Annotated in this window: 13 protein-coding genes and 2 pseudogenes; 7 read left to right on the top strand and 8 right to left on the bottom strand. The window is 76.9% G+C overall.

Annotated elements, in window-relative coordinates:
• Positions 1-182: 182 nt before the first annotated feature.
• The gene (locus GC089_RS06435; protein WP_230685110.1) at positions 183-3,896 is read right to left on the bottom strand and encodes an Rne/Rng family ribonuclease; all 3,714 of its coding nucleotides are present in this window, start codon (positions 3,894-3,896) and stop codon (positions 183-185) included.
• 452 nt (positions 3,897-4,348) lie between these two features.
• Between GC089_RS06435 and GC089_RS06430 the strand changes: the two genes are divergently transcribed.
• The 5 genes from GC089_RS06430 (at position 4,349) to GC089_RS06410 (ending at position 12,316) form a co-directional block, all read left to right on the top strand.
• Complete coding sequence (locus tag GC089_RS06430) at positions 4,349-5,875, top strand: cytochrome ubiquinol oxidase subunit I (protein ID WP_155376930.1); 1,527 nt, start codon at positions 4,349-4,351, stop codon at positions 5,873-5,875.
• Positions 5,876-5,886: 11 nt separating this feature from the next.
• Positions 5,887-6,933: a cytochrome d ubiquinol oxidase subunit II gene (cydB, locus tag GC089_RS06425; RefSeq protein ID WP_155376929.1), complete on the top strand. Its 1,047-nt coding sequence runs from the start codon at positions 5,887-5,889 to the stop codon at positions 6,931-6,933.
• Positions 6,934-6,993: 60 nt separating this feature from the next.
• Complete coding sequence (gene cydD / locus GC089_RS06420; protein ID WP_155376928.1) at positions 6,994-8,658, top strand: thiol reductant ABC exporter subunit CydD; 1,665 nt, start codon at positions 6,994-6,996, stop codon at positions 8,656-8,658.
• 101 nt (positions 8,659-8,759) lie between these two features.
• Positions 8,760-10,547, top strand: a complete 1,788-nt coding sequence (cydC, locus tag GC089_RS06415; RefSeq protein ID WP_230685109.1) for a thiol reductant ABC exporter subunit CydC — start codon at positions 8,760-8,762, stop codon at positions 10,545-10,547.
• Positions 10,544-12,316 carry a GAF domain-containing protein gene (locus GC089_RS06410; RefSeq protein ID WP_155376926.1) on the top strand — a complete coding sequence of 591 codons (1,773 nt, stop codon included), beginning with the start codon at positions 10,544-10,546 and terminating at the stop codon, positions 12,314-12,316. The genes cydC and GC089_RS06410 overlap by 4 nt, the downstream gene beginning before the upstream one ends.
• A 71-nt stretch (positions 12,317-12,387) precedes the next feature.
• On the opposite strand, the gene GC089_RS06405 is transcribed toward GC089_RS06410, so the two are convergent.
• Positions 12,388-13,014, bottom strand: coding sequence for a response regulator transcription factor (locus tag GC089_RS06405; protein ID WP_155378975.1), 627 nt, complete (start codon positions 13,012-13,014; stop codon positions 12,388-12,390).
• Here GC089_RS06405 and GC089_RS06400 point away from each other — a divergent pair.
• A pseudogene (locus GC089_RS06400) lies at positions 12,947-14,037 on the top strand (NAD(P)-dependent oxidoreductase). The gene GC089_RS06405 and the pseudogene GC089_RS06400 overlap by 68 nt on opposite strands.
• A 12-nt stretch (positions 14,038-14,049) precedes the next feature.
• On the opposite strand, the pseudogene mutM reads toward GC089_RS06400, so the two are convergent.
• The 6 genes and pseudogenes from mutM to coaD all read right to left on the bottom strand — a co-directional run bounded on the left by mutM (position 14,050) and on the right by coaD (position 17,843).
• Positions 14,050-15,035, bottom strand: a pseudogene (mutM, locus tag GC089_RS06395) (bifunctional DNA-formamidopyrimidine glycosylase/DNA-(apurinic or apyrimidinic site) lyase).
• A gap of 4 nt (positions 15,036-15,039) precedes the next feature.
• On the bottom strand, positions 15,040-15,816 hold the full coding sequence (gene rnc / locus GC089_RS06390) for a ribonuclease III (RefSeq protein WP_155376925.1): 777 nt from the start codon (positions 15,814-15,816) through the stop codon (positions 15,040-15,042).
• Between the two features lie 13 nt (positions 15,817-15,829).
• On the bottom strand, positions 15,830-16,027 hold the full coding sequence (gene rpmF, locus GC089_RS06385) for a 50S ribosomal protein L32 (RefSeq protein WP_155376924.1): 198 nt from the start codon (positions 16,025-16,027) through the stop codon (positions 15,830-15,832).
• Between the two features lie 2 nt (positions 16,028-16,029).
• On the bottom strand, positions 16,030-16,605 hold the full coding sequence (locus tag GC089_RS06380; protein ID WP_155376923.1) for a DUF177 domain-containing protein: 576 nt from the start codon (positions 16,603-16,605) through the stop codon (positions 16,030-16,032).
• A 222-nt stretch (positions 16,606-16,827) separates the two neighbouring features.
• Positions 16,828-17,343 (bottom strand): hypothetical protein, encoded by a 516-nt coding sequence (locus tag GC089_RS06375; RefSeq protein WP_155376922.1) that lies wholly within the window; start codon positions 17,341-17,343, stop codon positions 16,828-16,830.
• Positions 17,340-17,843 (bottom strand): pantetheine-phosphate adenylyltransferase, encoded by a 504-nt coding sequence (gene coaD, locus GC089_RS06370; RefSeq protein WP_155376921.1) that lies wholly within the window; start codon positions 17,841-17,843, stop codon positions 17,340-17,342. Before coaD ends, GC089_RS06375 begins: the two co-directional genes overlap by 4 nt.
• A gap of 112 nt (positions 17,844-17,955) precedes the next feature.
• On the opposite strand from coaD, the gene GC089_RS06365 reads away from it, so the two are divergent.
• Positions 17,956-18,594 carry a GNAT family N-acetyltransferase gene (locus GC089_RS06365; RefSeq protein WP_155376920.1) on the top strand — a complete coding sequence of 213 codons (639 nt, stop codon included), beginning with the start codon at positions 17,956-17,958 and terminating at the stop codon, positions 18,592-18,594.
• The last annotated feature ends 22 nt before the right edge of the window (positions 18,595-18,616 follow it).

Raw genomic sequence — 18,616 nt, 5'->3', positions numbered from 1 at the left:
CTGCTCGTACGGTGCCTCGCCCCCGCCGGTGCCCGCGCACCACCCGGCCACAGGGCCTCGGGGGTTCGCGTCGGCGGACGACGGCGCGTGCACCGGCACCGGTGACGCGGCCTCGGGGCCGTCGGACACCGGTGCGCACGCGGCGCACCGACGTTCTAGGGTACGGAACCCGCTCCGCCGGGTCAAACGGGCCCGGACGTGACGCGGACCGCGTCAGGCGTCCCCGTCCCCGGGCTCGTCGGCGTCCGCCGCACCCGGCTCGTCGCCCGGCTCGTCGTCGTCGGCCACCTCGAAGACCTCGGGCGCGACCGCGTGCAGCTCGAGGGGGGCCTCGTCCGCAGCGGGCGCGGACGTGTCCTCCCCCGCCGGGGCGACGTCCCCCGGCCCTGCGTCGCCCGCGGGGGTCGCGACGTCGGCCGCTCCCCCTGGGCGCCACCGGCCGGCGCAACCCCGGCGGCCGCGAGCTCGGCGAGCACGTCGAGCGTCGGCTGCGCGCCGGTGGCGTCGCCCCCGGCGCCGGCGTTCGACGCGGCGTCGTCGGCCGCGGGGACCCGCGCCTCGACGACGACGTCCGTCGTCACCGACACCGTCGACTCCTCGACGACGACCACGTCGGCCGTCGCCTCGTCGGCCGCGGCCTCGTGCGTCGCCCCCACGGGCGGCGTGCGCCCGGCGTCGTCCTTGTGCTCGTGCTCGTGCTCGTGCTCGTGCTCGTGGGCGTGCGCCGCGGCCGCGGCGATCGTCGCGAGGGTCGCCTTGACGGCCTCGCGGGCCTCGGGCAGGACCGGCACCGCCGGCGCGGGTGCCGGCGCGGGCTCCGCCGCGCCACCGCCGTTGCCGCGCTTGCGCCGCGACCGCTTGGACTCGCCCTCGGCGGCCTGCGGCGCGCCCGCGTCCGGCCGCCCGTTCTTCTCGACCGGGTCCGCGTGCACGACGAAGCCGCGCCCGTGGCAGTGCTCGCACGTCTCGCTGAACGCCTCGACCAGCCCCTGGCCGACGCGCTTGCGCGTCATCTGGACCAGGCCCAGCGACGTCACCTCGGCGACCTGGTGCTTGGTGCGGTCGCGGCCCAGGCACTCGACGAGACGGCGCAGCACGAGGTCGCGGTTGGACTCGAGCACCATGTCGATGAAGTCGATGACGATGATGCCGCCGATGTCGCGCAGCCTCAGCTGGCGGACGATCTCCTCCGCCGCCTCGAGGTTGTTGCGCGTCACCGTCTCCTCCAGCGTGCCGCCGGCACCCGTGAACTTGCCGGTGTTGACGTCGATGACCGTCATCGCCTCGGTGCGGTCGATGACGAGCGACCCGCCCGAGGGCAGCCAGACCTTGCGGTCCATGCCCTTGGCGAGCTGCTCGTCGACGCGGTGCACCGAGAACACGTCCTGCGTGCCGGTCCACTTGGTGACCTTGGCGGCGAGGTCCGGCGCGAGCTCCCCGACGTAGGTCGAGATCGTCGTCCACGCGTCGTCGCCCTGGACGACGAGGGACGAGAAGTCGTCGTTGAAGATGTCGCGCACGACCCGGATCGCCATGTCGGGCTCACCCTGCAGCAGCGCGGGCGCGGAGGCGGTGCGGGCCTTCTTCTCGATGGCCTCCCACTGCCCCTGCAGACGGGCGACGTCGGCGCGCAGCTCCTCCTCGCTGGCCCCCTCGGCCGCCGTGCGCACGATGACGCCGGCGGAGTCGGGGACGAGGTCGCGCAGGATCTTCTTGAGCCGGGAGCGCTCGGTGTCGGGCAGCTTGCGGCTGATGCCGGTCATGCCGCCGCCCGGCACGTACACGAGGTAACGGCCGGCGAGCGTGATCTGGCTGGTGAGCCGCGCGCCCTTGTGGCCGATCGGGTCCTTGGTGACCTGGACGAGCACCGAGTCGCCCGACTTCAGCGCCTGCTCGATGCGCCGCGGCTGGCCCTCCAGGCCGACCGCGTCCCAGTTGACCTCGCCGGCGTACAGCACCGCGTTGCGGCCCTTGCCGACGTCGACGAAGGCGGCCTCCATGCTCGGGAGCACGTTCTGCACGCGGCCGAGGTAGACGTTGCCCACCATCGACGACTGCTGCTGGTTCGACACGTAGTGCTCGACGAGCACCCCGTCCTCCAGCACGCCGATCTGCGTGCGGCCGTGCCGCTCGCGCACGATCATCGAGCGCTCGACGGACTCCCGCCGGGCGAGGAACTCCGCCTCGGTGATGATCTGGCGGCGGCGCAGCGCGTCGCGGCCCTCGCGCCGGCGCTGGCGCTTGGCCTCCAGGCGCGTCGAGCCGCGCAGCGCGGTCACCTCGTCACCGGACGACCGCGAGCGCCGCGGCTCCTCGCTGCCCTCCGCGCGCGCACCGCGGCGACGACGACGGCGACGACGGCTGGAGCCGCCCGCCTCGTCCTCGCCGGCGGCGTCGTCGCCGGCGCCCTCGTCGGGCTCGGCCTCGCCGTCCTCGTCGGCCGTGTCGCCCTCGGGCTCGTCACCGTCGCCAGCACCGCCCTCGGCGCGACCGCGGCGGCCGCGGCCACCCCGGCGGCGGCGACGGCGGGGCGTGCCCTCGTCGTCCTGGTCGGCCTCGTCGGCGCGCGCGTCGGCGTCCTGCCCGTCCTCGACGCCCGCGACGTCGTCCGGCTCGGGCGCATCCTCGGCGGGGGCGGCGTCGTCGTCCGCCGGTGCGCCCTCGGCGGGCTCGGCGGCCTCGTCGGCCGTGCGGCGCGTGCGGCCGCGACCGCCCCGTCCGCGGCGGCGCGAGCGGCTGCCGCCCTCACCCTCCTCGGCGGGCGTCGTCGGCTGCTCCTCGACGACGGGCTGCTCGGCGGCGGCCTCGTCCTCGGCCACGGCGTGCGCGGCCTGCGAGATCTCCTCGGGCGAGCCGGCGGCGACCTGGGCGCGCCGGCGCCGGGGGCGCGAGGCCGGGTCCGGCGCCTGGAACAGCACGGCCGTCGTCGCGAGCCGCGCCCGCGGCGGCGTGCCCCCCTCGGGCGCCGGGGGCGTGCGCACGGGCCCGAGCTCGGCGAGCACGTCCAGCTGCTGCCCGGTGGCGTCCTCGGTCGTCGTCCGGGCGGTCGACGGCGCGGCGCTCGCCGCGGTCGTGGCGAGGGCGGTGTCGATGCTCGCGTCGTCCACGGACGCGGCGCGGCGCGAGGCGCGGCGGCGGCCGGTCCGCGGGGCGGGGGCGTCGACCGCGCCCTCGGACGCGGGCTCGGCAGGGGTGGACTCGACGGGCGCGGGCTCGGCGGGCGAGGGCTCGACGGGCGCGGGCTCGACCGGGGCCTGGGCGCCGGCCTCCTCGGCCGGTGCCTCGGGCGTGGTCGCCGCGCGGCGGCGGCTGCGCCGCGGCTTCTTCGCGGGCGCCGGCTCCTCGGCGGGAGCCGGACCGGCGTCCGCGGCCTGCAGCTGCTCCGCGGCGTCCTGCGGCTCGGCGTCGGGGGCCTCGAGGCCTTCGGCCTCCGCGGTCGCGGCCTCGTCCTCGGCGGCCTCGTCCTCGGCGTCCTCGCCCGGCACCTGCGCGGGCGGCTCCTCCTCGGGCGCGACGGCCGGGGCGTCGGAGGGCTGCGTCGGGTCCGCGGGCGCGTCCTGCCCCGCGTCGGGCAGGACGACGGTGCGCGTGACGCGCCGCGACCGGCGGGGCCGGGCAGGAGCTGCGGCGGGCCCTGCGGTGGACTCCGCGGCGGGCTCGGCGGCGGACTGCGGTGTCGCGGCCTCGGAAGTCGGCTCGGCCGCGGGCTCGGCGGCGGGCGCGGCCGTCACAGCGGCCGGCTCGACGGTGGTCGGCTCGCTCGCGGCCTCGGTGGTCGGCTCGGCGGCCGGCGGGGTCACGACGTCGCGGACGACGCGGCGGCGGCGCCGGGGCGTCGCCTCACCCCCGCCCGTCGTGGGTCCGGTCGCGGTCTCGGGGGTGTTCTCGGGGGTCACGCGCGGTGCTCCTGTGTACCGGAGGCCCCGTCCACACGTCGTGCGCCCCCGGGCGGTCGTCGTCGCTCGTCCGGGTCTGCCGGTACGGCGACGGAAGTCGTCGGTCGCGGCGGCCGCACGGTGTCCGGCGCCATCGCCGGCCGGGCCGTCTCGGGGCTCCGGGTGGGAGCGGCGCCGAGGAGGGCGGCGGTGAGGCTGCACGGACCGCCGGTGCGGCGGCCGTCGGCCCCGGCGGTGTGGCGCCAGGACCGGGACGAGTATCGCACAGCGACGCGCCGACGCCCGGGCTGCGCCCGCACCGCGGCGCGTCCCCGACGTGACGACGTCGTGTCAGCACTCGGGACCTTGGTCCCCCGTGGCGCGGGACCCCCCTTCCTACGGTCGAGCCAGGCGGCCGACCCCGCCCCGCTCGCCTTGCCCGAGCCGCCCTCCTCGCACCGTCGGAGACCGCAGTGGACGCCCTCGACCTGGCCCGGTGGCAGTTCGGCATCACGACCGTCTACCACTTCGTGTTCGTGCCGCTGACGATCGGCCTGTCGCCCCTCGTCGCGATCATGCAGACCGCGTGGGTGCGCACCGGCAACGAGCGGTGGCTGCGCCTGACCAAGTTCTTCGGCAAGCTCCTGCTCATCAACTTCGCGATCGGCGTCGCGACGGGCATCGTGCAGGAGTTCCAGTTCGGCATGAACTGGTCCGAGTACTCGCGGTTCGTCGGCGACGTGTTCGGCGCGCCGCTCGCGATGGAGGCGCTCGCCGCGTTCTTCGTCGAGTCGACGTTCCTCGGCCTGTGGATCTTCGGCTGGGACAAGCTGCCGAAGCGGATCCACCTCGCGTGCATCTGGGCGGTCGCGATCGCGACGAACCTGTCGGCCTTCTTCATCCTCGCCGCGAACTCGTGGATGCAGCACCCCGTGGGCACGACGTTCAACTTCGAGACCGGTCGCGCGGAGATGACCGACGTCGTCGCCGTGCTGACGAACCCCACGGTGCTCGCCGCGTTCCCGCACACCATCGCCGCGGCGTTCCTCACCGCCGGCACGTTCGTCGCCGGCATCGCGGCCTGGTGGATGGTGCGGCTGGTGCGCTCGGGCCAGGCGGACACGGCGCGGGACGTCTACCGCCCCGCGGTCGTCCTCGGCCTCGTCACGATGCTGGTCGCCGGTGCCGGCGTCGCCGTCAGCGGCGACTGGCAGGCCAAGCTCATGTTCCAGCAGCAGCCCGCCAAGATGGCTGCCGCGGAGGGACTGTGCGAGTCCCAGGACGGGGCGCCCTTCTCGATCCTGGCGATCGGCGACCTGACGAACGACTGCGAGGGCGTGCGGCACCTCATCGAGCTGCCCGGCGTCACGTCCTACCTCGCGACCGGCGACTTCAGCGCCCCCATCCGCGGCGTCGAGGAGCTGCAGGAGCACTACGCGCAGTGGGTCGGCGACTGGGAGGAGGAGAACGGCGTCCCGCCGACCTTCGACGAGGACACCCGCTTCTACCCGAACCTCGCGGTCACGTACTGGTCCTTCCGGCTCATGATCGGCCTCGGCGCCGGGTCCGCGGCGCTCGCGCTCGCCGCGCTGTGGCTGCTGCGGCGCTCGGGGTCCGTCACCGACCGGCCGTGGTTCGCGACGCTGGGCCTCGCCGCGATCCCCACCCCCTTCCTCGCGTCCGCCTTCGGCTGGGTCTTCACCGAGATGGGCCGCCAGCCGTGGGTCGTGGCCCCCAACCCGGACGCCTCGGGCGTCGACGGCGTGTGGCTGCTCACCGCGCGCGGCGTCAGCGAGGTCGTCAGCCCGGGCATGGTCGTCTTCTCGATGGTCGGCTTCACGCTGCTGTACGGCGTGCTCATGGTCGTGTGGTTCCGGCTCATGCGGCGGTACGCCGTCGAGGGCGTCGCCGACACCGAGCGGGACCCCAGCCCCGACGCGAACCCGCCCGCCGACGACGACGTCGACGGCACCGCCCGCCCGCTGTCCTTCGCCTACTGAGGAGACCCGCCATGGACCTCCCCGTCATCTGGTTCCTCCTCATCGCGGTCCTGTGGACCGGGTACCTCGTGCTCGAGGGCTTCGACTTTGGCGTCGGCATGCTGCTGGCCGTCCTCCCCCGCGGCGACCGTGCGCGGCGCGAGAAGGAGCGGCGCCTGCTCATCAACACGGTGGGGCCGGTGTGGGACGGGAACGAGGTGTGGCTGCTCACCGCCGGCGGCGCGACGTTCGCGGCGTTCCCCGAGTGGTACGCCACGCTGTTCTCCGGGTTCTACCTGCCGCTGTTCCTCATCCTGCTCGCGCTCATCGTGCGCGTCGTCGCGTTCGAGTGGCGCGGCAAGATCGACGACGACCGCTGGCGCGCGTGGGCGGACCGCGCGCTCATGGTGGGCTCGTTCGTGCCGTCGCTGCTGTGGGGGGTCGCGTTCGCGAACCTCGTGCGCGGCGTGGAGCTGGACGCCGACCACCAGTACGTCGGCGGCCTCCTCGCGCTGCTGTCGCCGTTCGCCCTGCTCGGCGGGCTCGTCACGCTCAGCCTGTTCCTCACCCACGGCGCGGTGTTCCTCGCGATGAAGGTCGACGGCGAGATGCGCGAGCGCGCCGCGACGTTCGCGGAGCGCAGCTCGGTCGTCACCCTCGTCGCCGCCGGGGTGTGGGCGCTGTGGGCGCAGGTCGCCCACTCGGTGGCGTGGACGTGGGCCGCGGTCCTCGTCGCCGCCGTCGCCCTGCTGACGGTCGTGCGTGCGACGCGCGTGCGCCGCGAGGGGATCGCGTTCACCGCCTCGGCCGTCGCGATCGTCGCGGCCGTGGTGCTGATCTTCGGCTCGATGTTCCCGGCCGTGATGCCGGCGCTCGACCCCGCGAACTCGCTCACGGTCGAGAACGCGTCGTCGACGGACTACACGCTCACCGTCATGACGTGGGTCGCGGCGGTCCTCACGCCGCTCGTGCTGCTGTACCAGGGGTGGACGTACTGGGTGTTCCGCAAGCGTCTGACCCTCGAGCACATCCCCGAGGCGACGGGCCTGACGTTCGCCCGCGTCACGTCGCGGTCGTGAGGCGGGCATGAGGACGGGCGTGAGGACGGGCATGAGGACGGGCGTGACGGGCCGGCGGGCGTGAAGCCGCTCGACCCCCGCCTGCTGCGGTACGCGCGCTCGGCCCGCGGCTACCTCGCCCTGACCGTCGCCCTGGGGCTGGTGACCGGCGCCCTCGTGGTGGCGCAGGCGCTGCTGCTGGCGCACGCGCTGGGCTCGGCGGTCGCGGACGGCGCGTCGCTGCCGGACGTCGCGCCGCTCGTCGGCGGCCTGCTCGCCGTCGTCGTGGCGCGCACGCTCGTCGCGGGCGTGCAGGAGCGGTACGCGCACCGGGCCGCGACGCGCGCCGTCGGTGAGCTGCGCGAGCGCGTGGTCGTGCACGCCGCCGCCGGCGCACCGCGGCGCACGGGCGAGGACGGCGCGGCGCTCGCCACGCTCGCGACGCGGGGCCTCGAGGCGCTCGAGCCGTACTTCGTCCGGTACCTGCCGCAGCTCGTCCTCGCGGCGACCCTCACTCCCGCGACGCTGCTCGTCGTGCTCGGGCTGGACCTGGTCTCGTTCGCGGTGCTGCTCGGGACGCTGCCGCTCGTGCCGGTGTTCATGTGGCTCGTCGGCGTCATGACGCAGGGCCGGTCCGCCCGCGGCCTGGCGACCATGGAGCGCCTGGGCTCCCAGGTGCTCGACCTGCTCGCCGGGCTGCCGACGCTGCGGGCGTTCGGCCGCGAGCGCGGCCCCGAGGTGCGGGTCCGGGCCCTGGGCGACGCGCACCGACGGGCCACCACGGGCACGCTGCGCATCGCGTTCCTGTCGGGCATGGTCCTGGAGCTGCTCACGACGCTGTCCGTCGCGGTCGTCGCCGTCGGCGTCGGCCTGCGGCTCGTGTACGGCGGGATGGACCTCGTGACCGGCCTCGCCGTGCTGGTGCTCGCCCCCGAGGTGTACGCGCCGCTGCGGCAGGTCGGCGCGCAGTTCCACGCGTCGACCGACGGCGTGGCCGCCGCCGAGCGCGCGTTCGCCGTCCTCGACGCACCGCTGCCCGAGCCGGGCACGCGCCCGGCCCCGGACCTCGCGCGCGGCCGGGTCGAGGTGCGCGGGCTCGGCGTGCGCACCCGCGGCGGCTGGGCGCCGCGGCACGTCGACCTGGACCTGCGGCCGGGGCGTGCCGTCGCCCTGGTCGGGCCGTCGGGCGCGGGCAAGACGACGACGGTCGAGGCGCTGCTGGGGCTGCTGCCCGCCGACGCCGGGACCGTGCGGCTCGTCGGCGCCGACGGCGCGGCCGTGGACGTGGCCGACGTGGACCCCGGCAGCTACCGGCGGCAGGTCACCTGGCTGCCGCAGCGCCCGGTGCTCGAGCCCGGCACCCTCGACGCGCTGCTCGGGTCGCCCGCCCCCGCCGAGCGCGACCGGGCGGCGGCCCGCACCGGCCTCGACGCGGTCGTGGCGGGCCTGCCGGACGGCTGGGGCACGGTGCTCGGTGCGGGCGGCAGCGGGCTCAGCGTCGGCCAGCGGCAGCGCCTGGCGCTCACGCGCGCGCTGCTGCGCCCGACCCCCGTCGTCGTGCTCGACGAGCCGACAGCGCACCTCGACGCGGCCGGCGAGCGGGTCGTCCTCGACACCGTCGACGCGCTGCGTGCACGCGGCTGCGCGGTGCTGCTCGTGGCCCACCGCCCGGCCCTCGTGGCGCGCGCCGACGACGTCGTCACCGTGGCGCCCTCGCCCGCAGCGGTCCCGGCGGGGGCGGCGTGAGCGCGCACCCGGCGGCGTCGGCGCGGGGCCGGGGGCCCGGCACCCCGCCCGCGCGCGCCGGCACCGCGACCCGGCCGCCACGCGGCACGCTGCGCCGCGCCGTGCGGCTGCTGGACGTCGACGCGCGCCGCGTGGCGCTCGCCGTGCTGCTCGGGACCCTCGCCCTCGGGTGCGCGGTCGCGCTGGCCGCCGTCTCCGCGTGGCTCATCGCGCGCGCGTCGCAGATGCCGCCCGTGCTCACGCTGTCGGTCGCGACGGTGGCCGTGCGGACGTTCGGCATCGGGCGGGGGCTGCTGCGCTACCTGGAGCGCCTGGTGTCGCACGACGTCGCGCTGCGGGGCATGGTCGCGCTGCGCACGACCCTGTACGCGCGACTGGCGGCCGGACGGCCGCAGGCGGTCCTCGCGGTGCGCCGCGGGGACCTGCTCGCGCGCGTCGGCGCGGACGTCGACGCCGTCGGCGACGTCGTGGTCCGCGGGCTGCTGCCCGCGGCGGTCGCGGCCGTGCTCGGCGTCGGCGCCAGCGCCGCGATGGCGCTGTTCTGGCCGCCGGCCGGGATCACGCTCGCCGTGTGCCTCGTCCTCGCGGGCGTCGTCGCGCCGTGGGCGACGGCCACCGGCGCACGCCGCGCCGAGGAGCGCGGGGTGCGGGCGCGGGCCGACATGACGGCCACCGTGCTCGGCGTGCTGGAGGACGCCGGCCCGCTGACGGTGGCGGGGCGGCTGGACCGCGAGCTGGGCGCCCTGCGCGACGCGGACCACCGGCTCGCCGCGGCGGCGGACGCCGGGGCGCGACCCGCCGCGCTGGGCGCCGCCCTCGGGCAGCTCGCGGTCGGTCTCGCCGTGGTGGCCGCGCTCGTCACCGGCGTCCCGGCGGTGGGCGCGGGCCTGCTCGCGCCGGTCGAGCTGGCGGTCGTCGTGCTGACCCCGCTCGCGGCCTTCGAGGCGACGTCGGTGCTGCCGGCCGCCGCGGTCCAGGTGCAGCGCTCGCGCGCGGCCGCGGCCCGCGTCCTGGCGCTCCTCGACGCGGCCGGTCCGGACCCTGGCCCGTCGGGCGGTGCCGCGGCGACACCGCGGACCGGGCGCACCACCGCGGACGCCGAAACCGCCGACGCGGGTCCGGTGCTGCGCGCCACGGACCTGACGTGCGGCTGGCCCGGGCGTCCGCCGGCGCTCACCGCGGTGGACGTCGTCCTCGCGCCGGGGCGGCGCGTCGCCGTGGCGGGGCCGAGCGGCGCCGGCAAGACGACGCTCCTGCTCACGCTCGCCGGTCTCCTGCCGCCCGTCGCGGGCAGCGTCCGCCTCGACGGCGAGGACGTCGCCGCGCTCCCCCGCGACCGTGTCGTCGCGGCCGCGGTCGCCACGACCGAGGACGCGCACCTGTTCGGCACGAGCGTGCTGGAGAACCTGCGGGTCGCCCGGGGCGACGTGAGCGCCGCCGAGGCGGCGGACGCGCTCGAGCGGGCGGGTCTGGGCGGCTGGCTCGCCGGCCTGCCGGACGGGCTCGGCACGCTCCTCGGGCCCGACGGACGCACGGTCTCGGGCGGTGAGCGCCGGCGCCTGCTGCTCGCCCGCGCCCTCGTCGCGGACGCACCGCTGCTGCTCGTCGACGAGCCGGCCGAGCACCTCGACACCGCCACCGCCGACGCCCTGCTCGACCGCCTGTGGCAACTGCCGCCGACCCGCCGCGGGGACGCGCGCGGCGTGCTCGTCGTCACGCACCGGCTCGCGACGCTCGCCGCCGCCGACGAGGTGCTGTGGGTGCAGGACGGGCACGTGGTGGCCCGCGGGACGCACGCGCGCCTCCTGCGGGACGTCCCCGGCTACCGTGAGGCGGTGCGGAGCGAGCGGACCACCCAGCCCGTCCCTGCGTCCGGGGGCGTGGCGTGAGCGCGCGGCACGTCGAGCCGCCCCGGGACGCGCCCGGCCGGGACGCGCCCCCCGCGGCCCCCTTCGCGGGCGGCGAGCTGGTCGAGGTCGAGCCGGTGCCCTCGCCCCTGACCGGCGACGCCCTGACCGACCTGCTCAACGCGATCCTGGCCGTCGCGGGCCAGCTCGAGCTGCCCGCGGTGCTCGACCGGTTCGTGCAGGTGAGCGCGGAGCTCACGCGGGCCCGCTACGGCGCGATCAACGTCCTCGACGAGGGCGGCGCGTCCACCACGTTCGTCTACACCGGTGTGCCGACCGCGGTCGCCCGGATGCTCGACCACCCGCCGCACGCGCAGGGCGTGCTCGGGCAGATCCCCGTGGACGGTGCGCTGCGCCTCGACGACCTCACGCAGCACCCCGCGTTCCGCGGCTGGCCGGCGCACCACCCGCCGATGGGCTCGTTCCTCGGGGCGTCGGTGCGGGTCGGCGAGCAGGTGTACGGGCAGCTGTACCTGTCCGAGAAGGAGGGCGGCCCCTTCGACGCGCACGACGAGGAGATGGTCGTCGCGCTCGCCGCGGCCGCCGGCGTCGCGGTCGCGAACGCCCGGCTGTACGCCGACGCCGAGCGCCGCGAGCACTGGCTGCGCGCGGGGCAGGACATCACGACGATGCTGCTCGAGGGCGTGGACGAGGAGGACGCGCTCGCGCACATCGCCCGCACCGCGCGGCAGGTCGCGAACGCGGACACGGCCGCCCTCGCGCTGCCCGGTCTCGGCGGCGAGCTGTTCGTCGAGCTCGCCGACGGCTACCGCGCCGAGGAGCTCACCGGCCTCGTGATGCCGCGCGACGGCCGCGCGTGGACGGCCCTCGAGGAGGGCGTGGGGCTGCTGACGCCGTCCCTGAGCGCCTCGCGCACGGTGAAGGTCGAGCAGATGCGCGCGTTCGGCCCCGCCATGTACGCGCCGCTGCAGTCCTCCGGCCGCGGCGTCGGCGTGCTCGTGCTGCTGCGCCGCATCGGCTCGACCCCGTTCGACGAGAGCGACCTGGCCACGGCGGAGTCCTTCGCGTCGCAGGCCGCCCTCGCGTACGTGCTGGCCGAGGCGCGGCACGCGCAGGACGTCGCCGCCCTGCTCGACGAGCGCGAGCGGATCGCGCGCGACCTGCACGACCTGGCGATCCAGCAGCTGTTCGCGACGGGCATGCAGCTGGAGACGGTGCGCCGGCGCGCGGCGCGCGGCGTCGACGCGACCGAGCTGACGGACATCGTGGAGGCGGCGCTCGACAACGTCGACAGCTCCGTGCGCCAGATCCGTCAGATCGTGCACGCGCTGCGCGACCCCGACGCGGCGACGGGTCTCGTCGAGCGGCTGCGGCGCGAGGCGTCGCTCGCGCGCACCGGTCTGGGCTTCGCCCCGTCGCTCGTCCTCACGCTCGACGGCGCGTCGCTGACGCCCGGCGACGGGGAGGCGGAGGACCTGCTCGACGAGCGGCTGGACGCCGACCTCACGGACGACGTCGTGGCGGTGGTGCGCGAGGGGCTGGCGAACGCCGCCCGGCACGCCCACGCGTCCTCCGTCGCGGTGCGCGTCGCCGTGCGCGGGCGCGGCCCGACCGGGTCGGTCGAGGTGGAGGTCGAGGACGACGGCGCCGGTCTGCCCGCGGTCCGCGACCGCAGCTCCGGCACGGGAAACCTCGCCTCGCGGGCGCGGCGCCACGGCGGCACGTTCACCCTCGGTGCCGCGCCGAGCGGGCGCGGTGCGCTGCTGACCTGGCAGGTGCCGCTCGCCTGACGGCTCGCCTGACGGCCCGGCGCGCGGACGTCGGTGCCCGGGCTCGGGCGGCGGTGCCCTCGCTCGGGCGGTCAGTGCCCGGGCTCGGACCGCCAGCCCGCGTGCTTGCGCGAGGCCACCCACGCGGCGACCTGCGTGCGCCGCTGCAGGCCCATCTTCGACAGCAGCGACGTGATGTGGTTCTTCACGGTCTTCTCCGCCACGCCCAGGCGCTCGGCGATCTCGCGGTTCGACAACCCCTCGCCGATGAGGTCCAGCACGCGCAGCTCGCTGGGGGTCAGGCCCTCGGTCGGGTCCTCGTGACCCGCGCGGCGGCGCGCCACCGTGCGCTCGTCGAGCAGCGTGCGGCCCGCGGCGACCGCGCGGATGACGTCCGTGATCTCCGCGCCGCGCACGCTCTTGAGCAGGTACGCGACGGCGCCCGCCTCGAGCGCCGCCGCCAGCGCGTCGTCGTCGTCGAACGACGTCAGCACGATCGCCCGCGCGGTCGGCAGCTGCTCGCGCAGCGCCGTGATGAGGTCGATGCCCGTGCCGTCCGGCAGCTGCAGGTCGACGAGCAGCACCTGGGGCCGCACGAGCGAGGCGCGCCGCACGCCGTCGGCCACCGAGCCCGCCTCGGCCACGACGGTCATGCCGTCGGTGCGCTCCACGACCTCCGCGATCCCCCGCCGCACGACCTCGTGGTCGTCGACGATCATCACGGACACGGGGGCCTGGCGCGTCCCCGGCGAGGGCTGCGTCGAGTGGCTGGTCGCGGGCACGGTGGCATCGTATCGAGCCATGAGGACGATCCTGCTGCCCACGTCGGTCGACGGCGCGCCGCGCCTGCCGGAGGGCCTGCGCGCCGTCCGGTACGACGTCGACGCGCCTGCTCCGCCCGAGGCGGCGGACGCGCAGGCGCTGGTCGTGTGGGGCAACCCGCGTCACCGGCTCCACGAGCTCGCCGCCGCCGCGCGGCGCGTGCGCTGGGTGCAGACGCTCATGGCCGGGCCGGACGCCGTCCTGGCCGCGGGCTTCCCCGACGACGCGGTCGTGACCTCGGGCCGCGGGCTGCACGACGCGACCGTCACCGAGCACGTCCTCGCGCTCGTCCTGGCAGGCCTGCGGCGCGTGCCCGACCTCGTGCGGGCGCAGCAGGAGCACCGCTGGGCGGGCGAGCTCGGCGGGCTGCAGCCGCTGCACCCGGCGGGCGAGGTGCGCACCCTGCTCGGGGCGCACGTCACCGTGTGGGGCTTCGGCTCGATCGCGGCGCGGCTGGCCCCGGTGCTGCGGGCCCTCGGCGCCGAGGTCACGGGCGTGGCGCGCACGGCCGGCGAGCGCAACGGGACGCGCGTCGTCACCGCGGACGACCTGCCCGCGGTGCTGCCCGGCACGGACGTGCTCGTCGGGCTGCTGCCGGACCTGCCGGCGACGCGGCACGCGATCGACGCCCGGGTCCTCGCCCTGCTCCCCCCGGCGCCTGGGTCGTGAACGCCGGCCGGGGCAGCACCCTGGACGAGGACGCGCTGCTCGCCGCCCTGGCGGACGGGCTCGGCGGCGCCGCGCTCGACGTGTTCGCCACCGAGCCGCTCCCGGCGGACTCCCCGCTGTGGGACCACCCCCGCGTCCTGGTCAGCCCGCACGCCGCGGGCGGCCGGCCCGTGGGCTGGGCGGACCTGGTCGCCGACAACGCCGCGCGCTGGGTCGCCGGGGAGCCGCTGCGCAACGTCGTCGAGCGATGACAGCCGCGGTCGCTACCAGCGCCCGTTGCGGGGCCGCGGCTGGCAGCGCGGGCACGTGTACGACGAGCGGTTCATGAACTCGTCGCGACGCACGGGGGTGCCGCAGCGCGGGCACGGACGGCCCTCCTGCCCGTACACGGCGAGCGACCGGTCGAAGTAGCCCGACGCGCCGTTCACGTCCACGTACAGCGCGTCGAAGCTCGTGCCGCCCGCCGCGAGCGCCGCCGTCATGACCTCCGCGGCGCCGTCGAGCGCGCGGGCGACCTCGGGCCGGCGCAGGGTGTCGGTCGCGCGCGCGTAGTGCAGGCGGGCCCGCCACAGGCCCTCGTCGGCGTAGATGTTGCCGACGCCGGAGACGAGCGTCTGGTCGAGCAGCGCGCGCTTGAGCCCGGTGCGCCGGCGCCGCACCGCCTCCACGAGCGCCGGCCGGTCGAGCGCGGGGTCCAGCAGGTCGCGCGCGATGTGCGCGACCGGTGCGGGCACGACGGCGCGCTGCGACCCCTGCCCGCCCGGGCGCCCGTCGGCCGTCGGCACGAGGTCCGGCACCGAGAGGTGGCCGAACGTGCGCTGGTCGACGAAGTCGAGCGCGGAGCCGTCGTCGAGCACGAGACGCACGCGCAGGTGCGGGTGGTCCACCCAGCCGGCCGGTCCCGGCGCGGCGACGGGGTCGGCGGGCGCACGGCCCGGCCCGTGCGGACGACGGGCGCGGGCGCGGCCGCCGGTCCGCGCACGAGGAGCTGGCCGCTCATGCCGAGGTGCGCCATGAGCGCGTCGTCGCCGCGACCCGCACCCTCGTCGAGCAGGAGCCACAGGAACTTTCCGCGCCGCACCGCGGCCTCGAGCCGGCGACCGGTCAGCCGCGCCGCGAAGTCCGCGGGACCGCCCTCGTGGCGGCGCACCGAGTAGTCCCGGTGCACCGCGACGTCGACGACCGTGCGGCCCAGCACGTGGCGCGCCAGCCCGTCCCGGACGGTCTCGACCTCGGGGAGCTCGGGCACGCGCTCAGGCCCCGGCGGCGCTGCCGTCGAGGTCGGGTGCCGGGGCGGTCGCCGTGGCGTCGCGCGCCGCCGACAGGGCCGCGTACGCGGCAGCGGCGGCCTCCTGCTCGGCGAGCTTCTTGGCGGTGCCCGTGCCCGTCCCGCGCACCTCGCCGCCCACCACGGCGTGCGCCGTGAACGTGCGCGCGTGGTCCGGCCCCTCGCCGGTCACGTCGTAGGTCGGCGCGCCGAGACCGAGGAGCGCGGACAGCTCCTGGAGCGAGGTCTTCCAGTCGAGGCCGGCGCCGAGGTCGGCCGCCGCCTCGAGGGTGGGGCTGACGAGGCGGTCGACGAGCTCGCGCGCCGTCTCCAGCCCGTGCGAGAGGTAGACCGCGCCGAACAGCGCCTCGAGCGTGTCCGACAGGATCGAGTCCTTGTCGGCACCGCCCGTGGCGAGCTCGCCCTTGCCGAGCAGCAGGTACGCGCCGAGGTCGAGGGTGCGGGCGACGCGCGCCAGCGCGCGCTGCGAGACGGTCGCCGCCCGCATCTTCGCGAGGTCGCCCTCGGACAGGTCGGGGTACGCCCGGTACAGGTGCTCGGTCACGACGAGACCGAGGACGGTGTCCCCGAGGAACTCGAGGCGCTCGTTGGTCGGGATGCCACCCGCCTCGTGCGCGAACGACCGGTGCGTCAGCGCCAGCACGAGAAGCTCGGGGTCCAGGCGGACCCCGAGCTTCTCGAGGAGCGAGTCGGCAGCCGAGACCGCACGCGCGCCACGCTGGGCGTCAGGTGTGCCGGTCATCGGGCCGCGAGGGTCAGTGCGCCTCGTGCTCGCTGCGCACGGCCTCCGCGTACCGGCGGCCGTTGTAGGCACCGCAGGACGGGCAGGCGACGTGCGGCTTCGTCTGCGACTTGCACTGGGGGCACGTCGTGAGCGTCGTGGCAGTGGTCTTCCACTGCGACCGACGCGCACGGGTGTTGCTGCGCGACATCTTGCGCTTGGGAACCGCCACGGTCAGCTCTCTCTCTGTTCGTCGTCAGTGCTCAGCAGGCCGCCGAGGGCCGCCCACCGAGGGTCGATCGTCTCGTGCTGGTGGTCCGGGTCGTCCGCGAGCCGCGCGCCGCACTGCGGGCACAGGCCCGGGCAGTCCGGCCCGCACAGGGGCCGGAACGGCAGCGCGGTCACGACCGCGTCCCGCAGCGCGGGCTCGAGGTCGACCAGGTCGTCCTCCAGCTCGCGCACGTCCTCGTCCTCGTCGCCCTCCTCGACCGCCGCCTCGGCACGCTCGGGGTAGACGTACAGCTCCTGCAGCGGGACGTCGATCGGCTCGACGACCTTCTCCAGGCACCGCACGCACTCCCCGACGGCCTCGCCGCGGATCGAGCCGGTGACCAGGACGCCCTCCATGACCGCCTCGAGCCGCAGGTCCAGCTCGAGGTCGCTCCCGGAGGGGACGCCGATCATGCCGGTGCCGAGCTCGTCAGGCGCGGGGAGCGTCCGCTGCACGGTCCGCGTCGATCCCGGACGTCGGCCGAGCTCGTGGGTGTCGAGCACGAACGGCGAGCGGGGATCGAGGTGGGTCGGGCGCACGGTGCGGTCCCCCTCGTTCCTGGGTGACCGCCGGCGCGCAGGCGCGCCGGACGGTCGGGTGCGATGTCATGACGAGTCGGCCCCGCCGCGACCGGCCGGACCAACCGTCAACTGTACGGCACCGGAGCGGGCGCCCCAAACCGCGGGTCCTGTGACGTCGTGCCGGCCCGGGGGCGCGCGGTGCACCCCGGCAGGACGTGCCGGGGTGCCGGGCAGCACCGGTCAGGCGCCCTCGCCGGGCTGCAGACGGCCGGCCAGCTTCGCGCGGCCCGCCTGCACCTGGCTCAGGACCTTGCCGAGGTCGATCTCGAAGTCGGCCAGCCGCCGGTCGCAGTAGTCGTCGGCGTCGCGGCGCAGCGCCTCCGCGTTCTCCTGCGCCTCGGCGACGATCTGGGCCGCGCGGCTGCGCGCCTCGGCGACGACGGCCTCCTGCTCGACCAGCTCGGCCGCGCGGGCGCGTGCGCGGGCGAGGACCCCCTCCGCCTCGGCGTGCGCGGCCGCCCGCGCCGCGTCGGCGTCGGCGAGCACCGCGTCCGCGCGGTGCAGCTGGGTCGGCAGCGCGGCGCGCACCTGCTCCACGAGCTCGAGGATCTCCGCCCGGTTCACGAGGACCGAGGACGACATCGGCATGGCCCGCGCCGCGAGCACGGCCTGCTCGATCGCGTCGAGCACGCCGGCGACCCCGCCCGTGCGCTCCTCGTCCCCCTCGTGCACCGTGCCGTCCACGTGCTCCGTCATCGTCCGTCCCCTCCCTGGCGGTCGGGCCCCGCGAGAGCGCGGTGCACCGCCGCGGCCACCGGCGCGGGCACCAGGTCGTCGATGCGACCCCCGTGCCGCGCCACGTCCTTCACCAGCGACGACGCGACGTGCGCCAGCGCCGGGTCCCCCAGCACGAAGACCGTCTCCACGCCCGACAGGTGCCGGTTCATCAGCGCCATCGGCACCTCGGCGTCCACGTCCGCCCCGCCGCGCAGGCCCTTGACCACCGCACAGGCCCCCACGTCCCGCACGAGGTCGACCAGCAGGCCCTGCGTGCCGACGACGCGCACGCCGTCGACGTCCGCGAGGACCTGCGCGGCCAGGGCCACGCGCTCGTCCGCACCGAGCAGGGGCTGCTTGCGGGAGTTGTGCGCCACGGCGACCACGACCTCGTCGAAGAGGGTGCGCGCGCGTCGCACGACGTCCACGTGACCGAGCGTCAGCGGGTCGAACGACCCGGGGCACACCGCGATCCTCACGCACGCCAACCTACGTCACGGACCCGTGACGGCACGCGCGCTCGGCGTCGGCGCGGCGCGCCACCCGCGCGGTCGTCGTGCCCGACGGGCACCGGCGCTACGGTCCGGACGCATGGACGACCCGCGACCGGCACGGGCCGAGGACCTGCCCGCCATCCGGACCGTGTGCGCCCTGGCGTACGCGGAGGACCCCCTGATGGCGTGGGTGCTGCCCGTGCGCTCGACCCGCGAGGACGCGTGCGCGGCGTGGCTCGGCCCGGCGCTCGAGCGCCACCTCGCGGTCGGGCACGTCGACGTGCTGACGGCCGGGGCGGTCGGCGCACCCGCCGGGGACGTCGACGAGGTGGTGGCGGTCGCGGCGTGGCGGCCCCGGGCAGCCGACGGCGCGCCCGAGCCCCCGCTGCGGCTGCCGCGCCCGGGCGGCGTCCTGCGCGCCCTCGTCGGGCCCTCGCGGGCCGACGAGGTGCTGTCCGCCCTCGCCGCGACCGGCGCCCACGCCCCCGCCCGTCCGGGTGCGTACCTCAACTACCTCGCCGTGCACCCGGCCTACCAGCGCCGCGGCCTCGGCGGCGCGCTCCTGCGGCACGGGCTGCGCGCGCTGGCCGGCACGCCGTGGCGCGGGACCCCCTGGCTCGCGACGAGCGACCCGGCGAACGTGCCGTTCTACGCCCGGCACGGGTTCGCCCCGGCGGGTGCGTTCACGCTCGGCTCGGACGGACCGCGCCTGACCGTCATGCACGGGCGCGGCTGAGCACGCCACCAGGGCGTCCCGG

The organism is Cellulomonas sp. JZ18, assembly GCF_009720485.1.
Lineage (GTDB): Bacteria > Actinomycetota > Actinomycetes > Actinomycetales > Cellulomonadaceae > Cellulomonas.
The sequence above is the reverse complement of the archived record's forward strand: the minus strand, read 5'-3'. Positions and strand labels throughout refer to the sequence as shown.

Coding starts and splice junctions, on each gene's coding strand:
- cydB (WP_155376929.1), top strand. CDS start 5,887: ATGGACCTCCCCGTCATCTGGTTCCTCCTCATCGCGGTCCTGTGGACC.
- GC089_RS06405 (WP_155378975.1), bottom strand. CDS start 13,014: ATGATCGTCGACGACCACGAGGTCGTGCGGCGGGGGATCGCGGAGGTC.
- rnc (WP_155376925.1), bottom strand. CDS start 15,816: ATGACCGGCACACCTGACGCCCAGCGTGGCGCGCGTGCGGTCTCGGCT.
- GC089_RS06375 (WP_155376922.1), bottom strand. CDS start 17,343: ATGACGGAGCACGTGGACGGCACGGTGCACGAGGGGGACGAGGAGCGC.
- GC089_RS06365 (WP_155376920.1), top strand. CDS start 17,956: ATGGACGACCCGCGACCGGCACGGGCCGAGGACCTGCCCGCCATCCGG.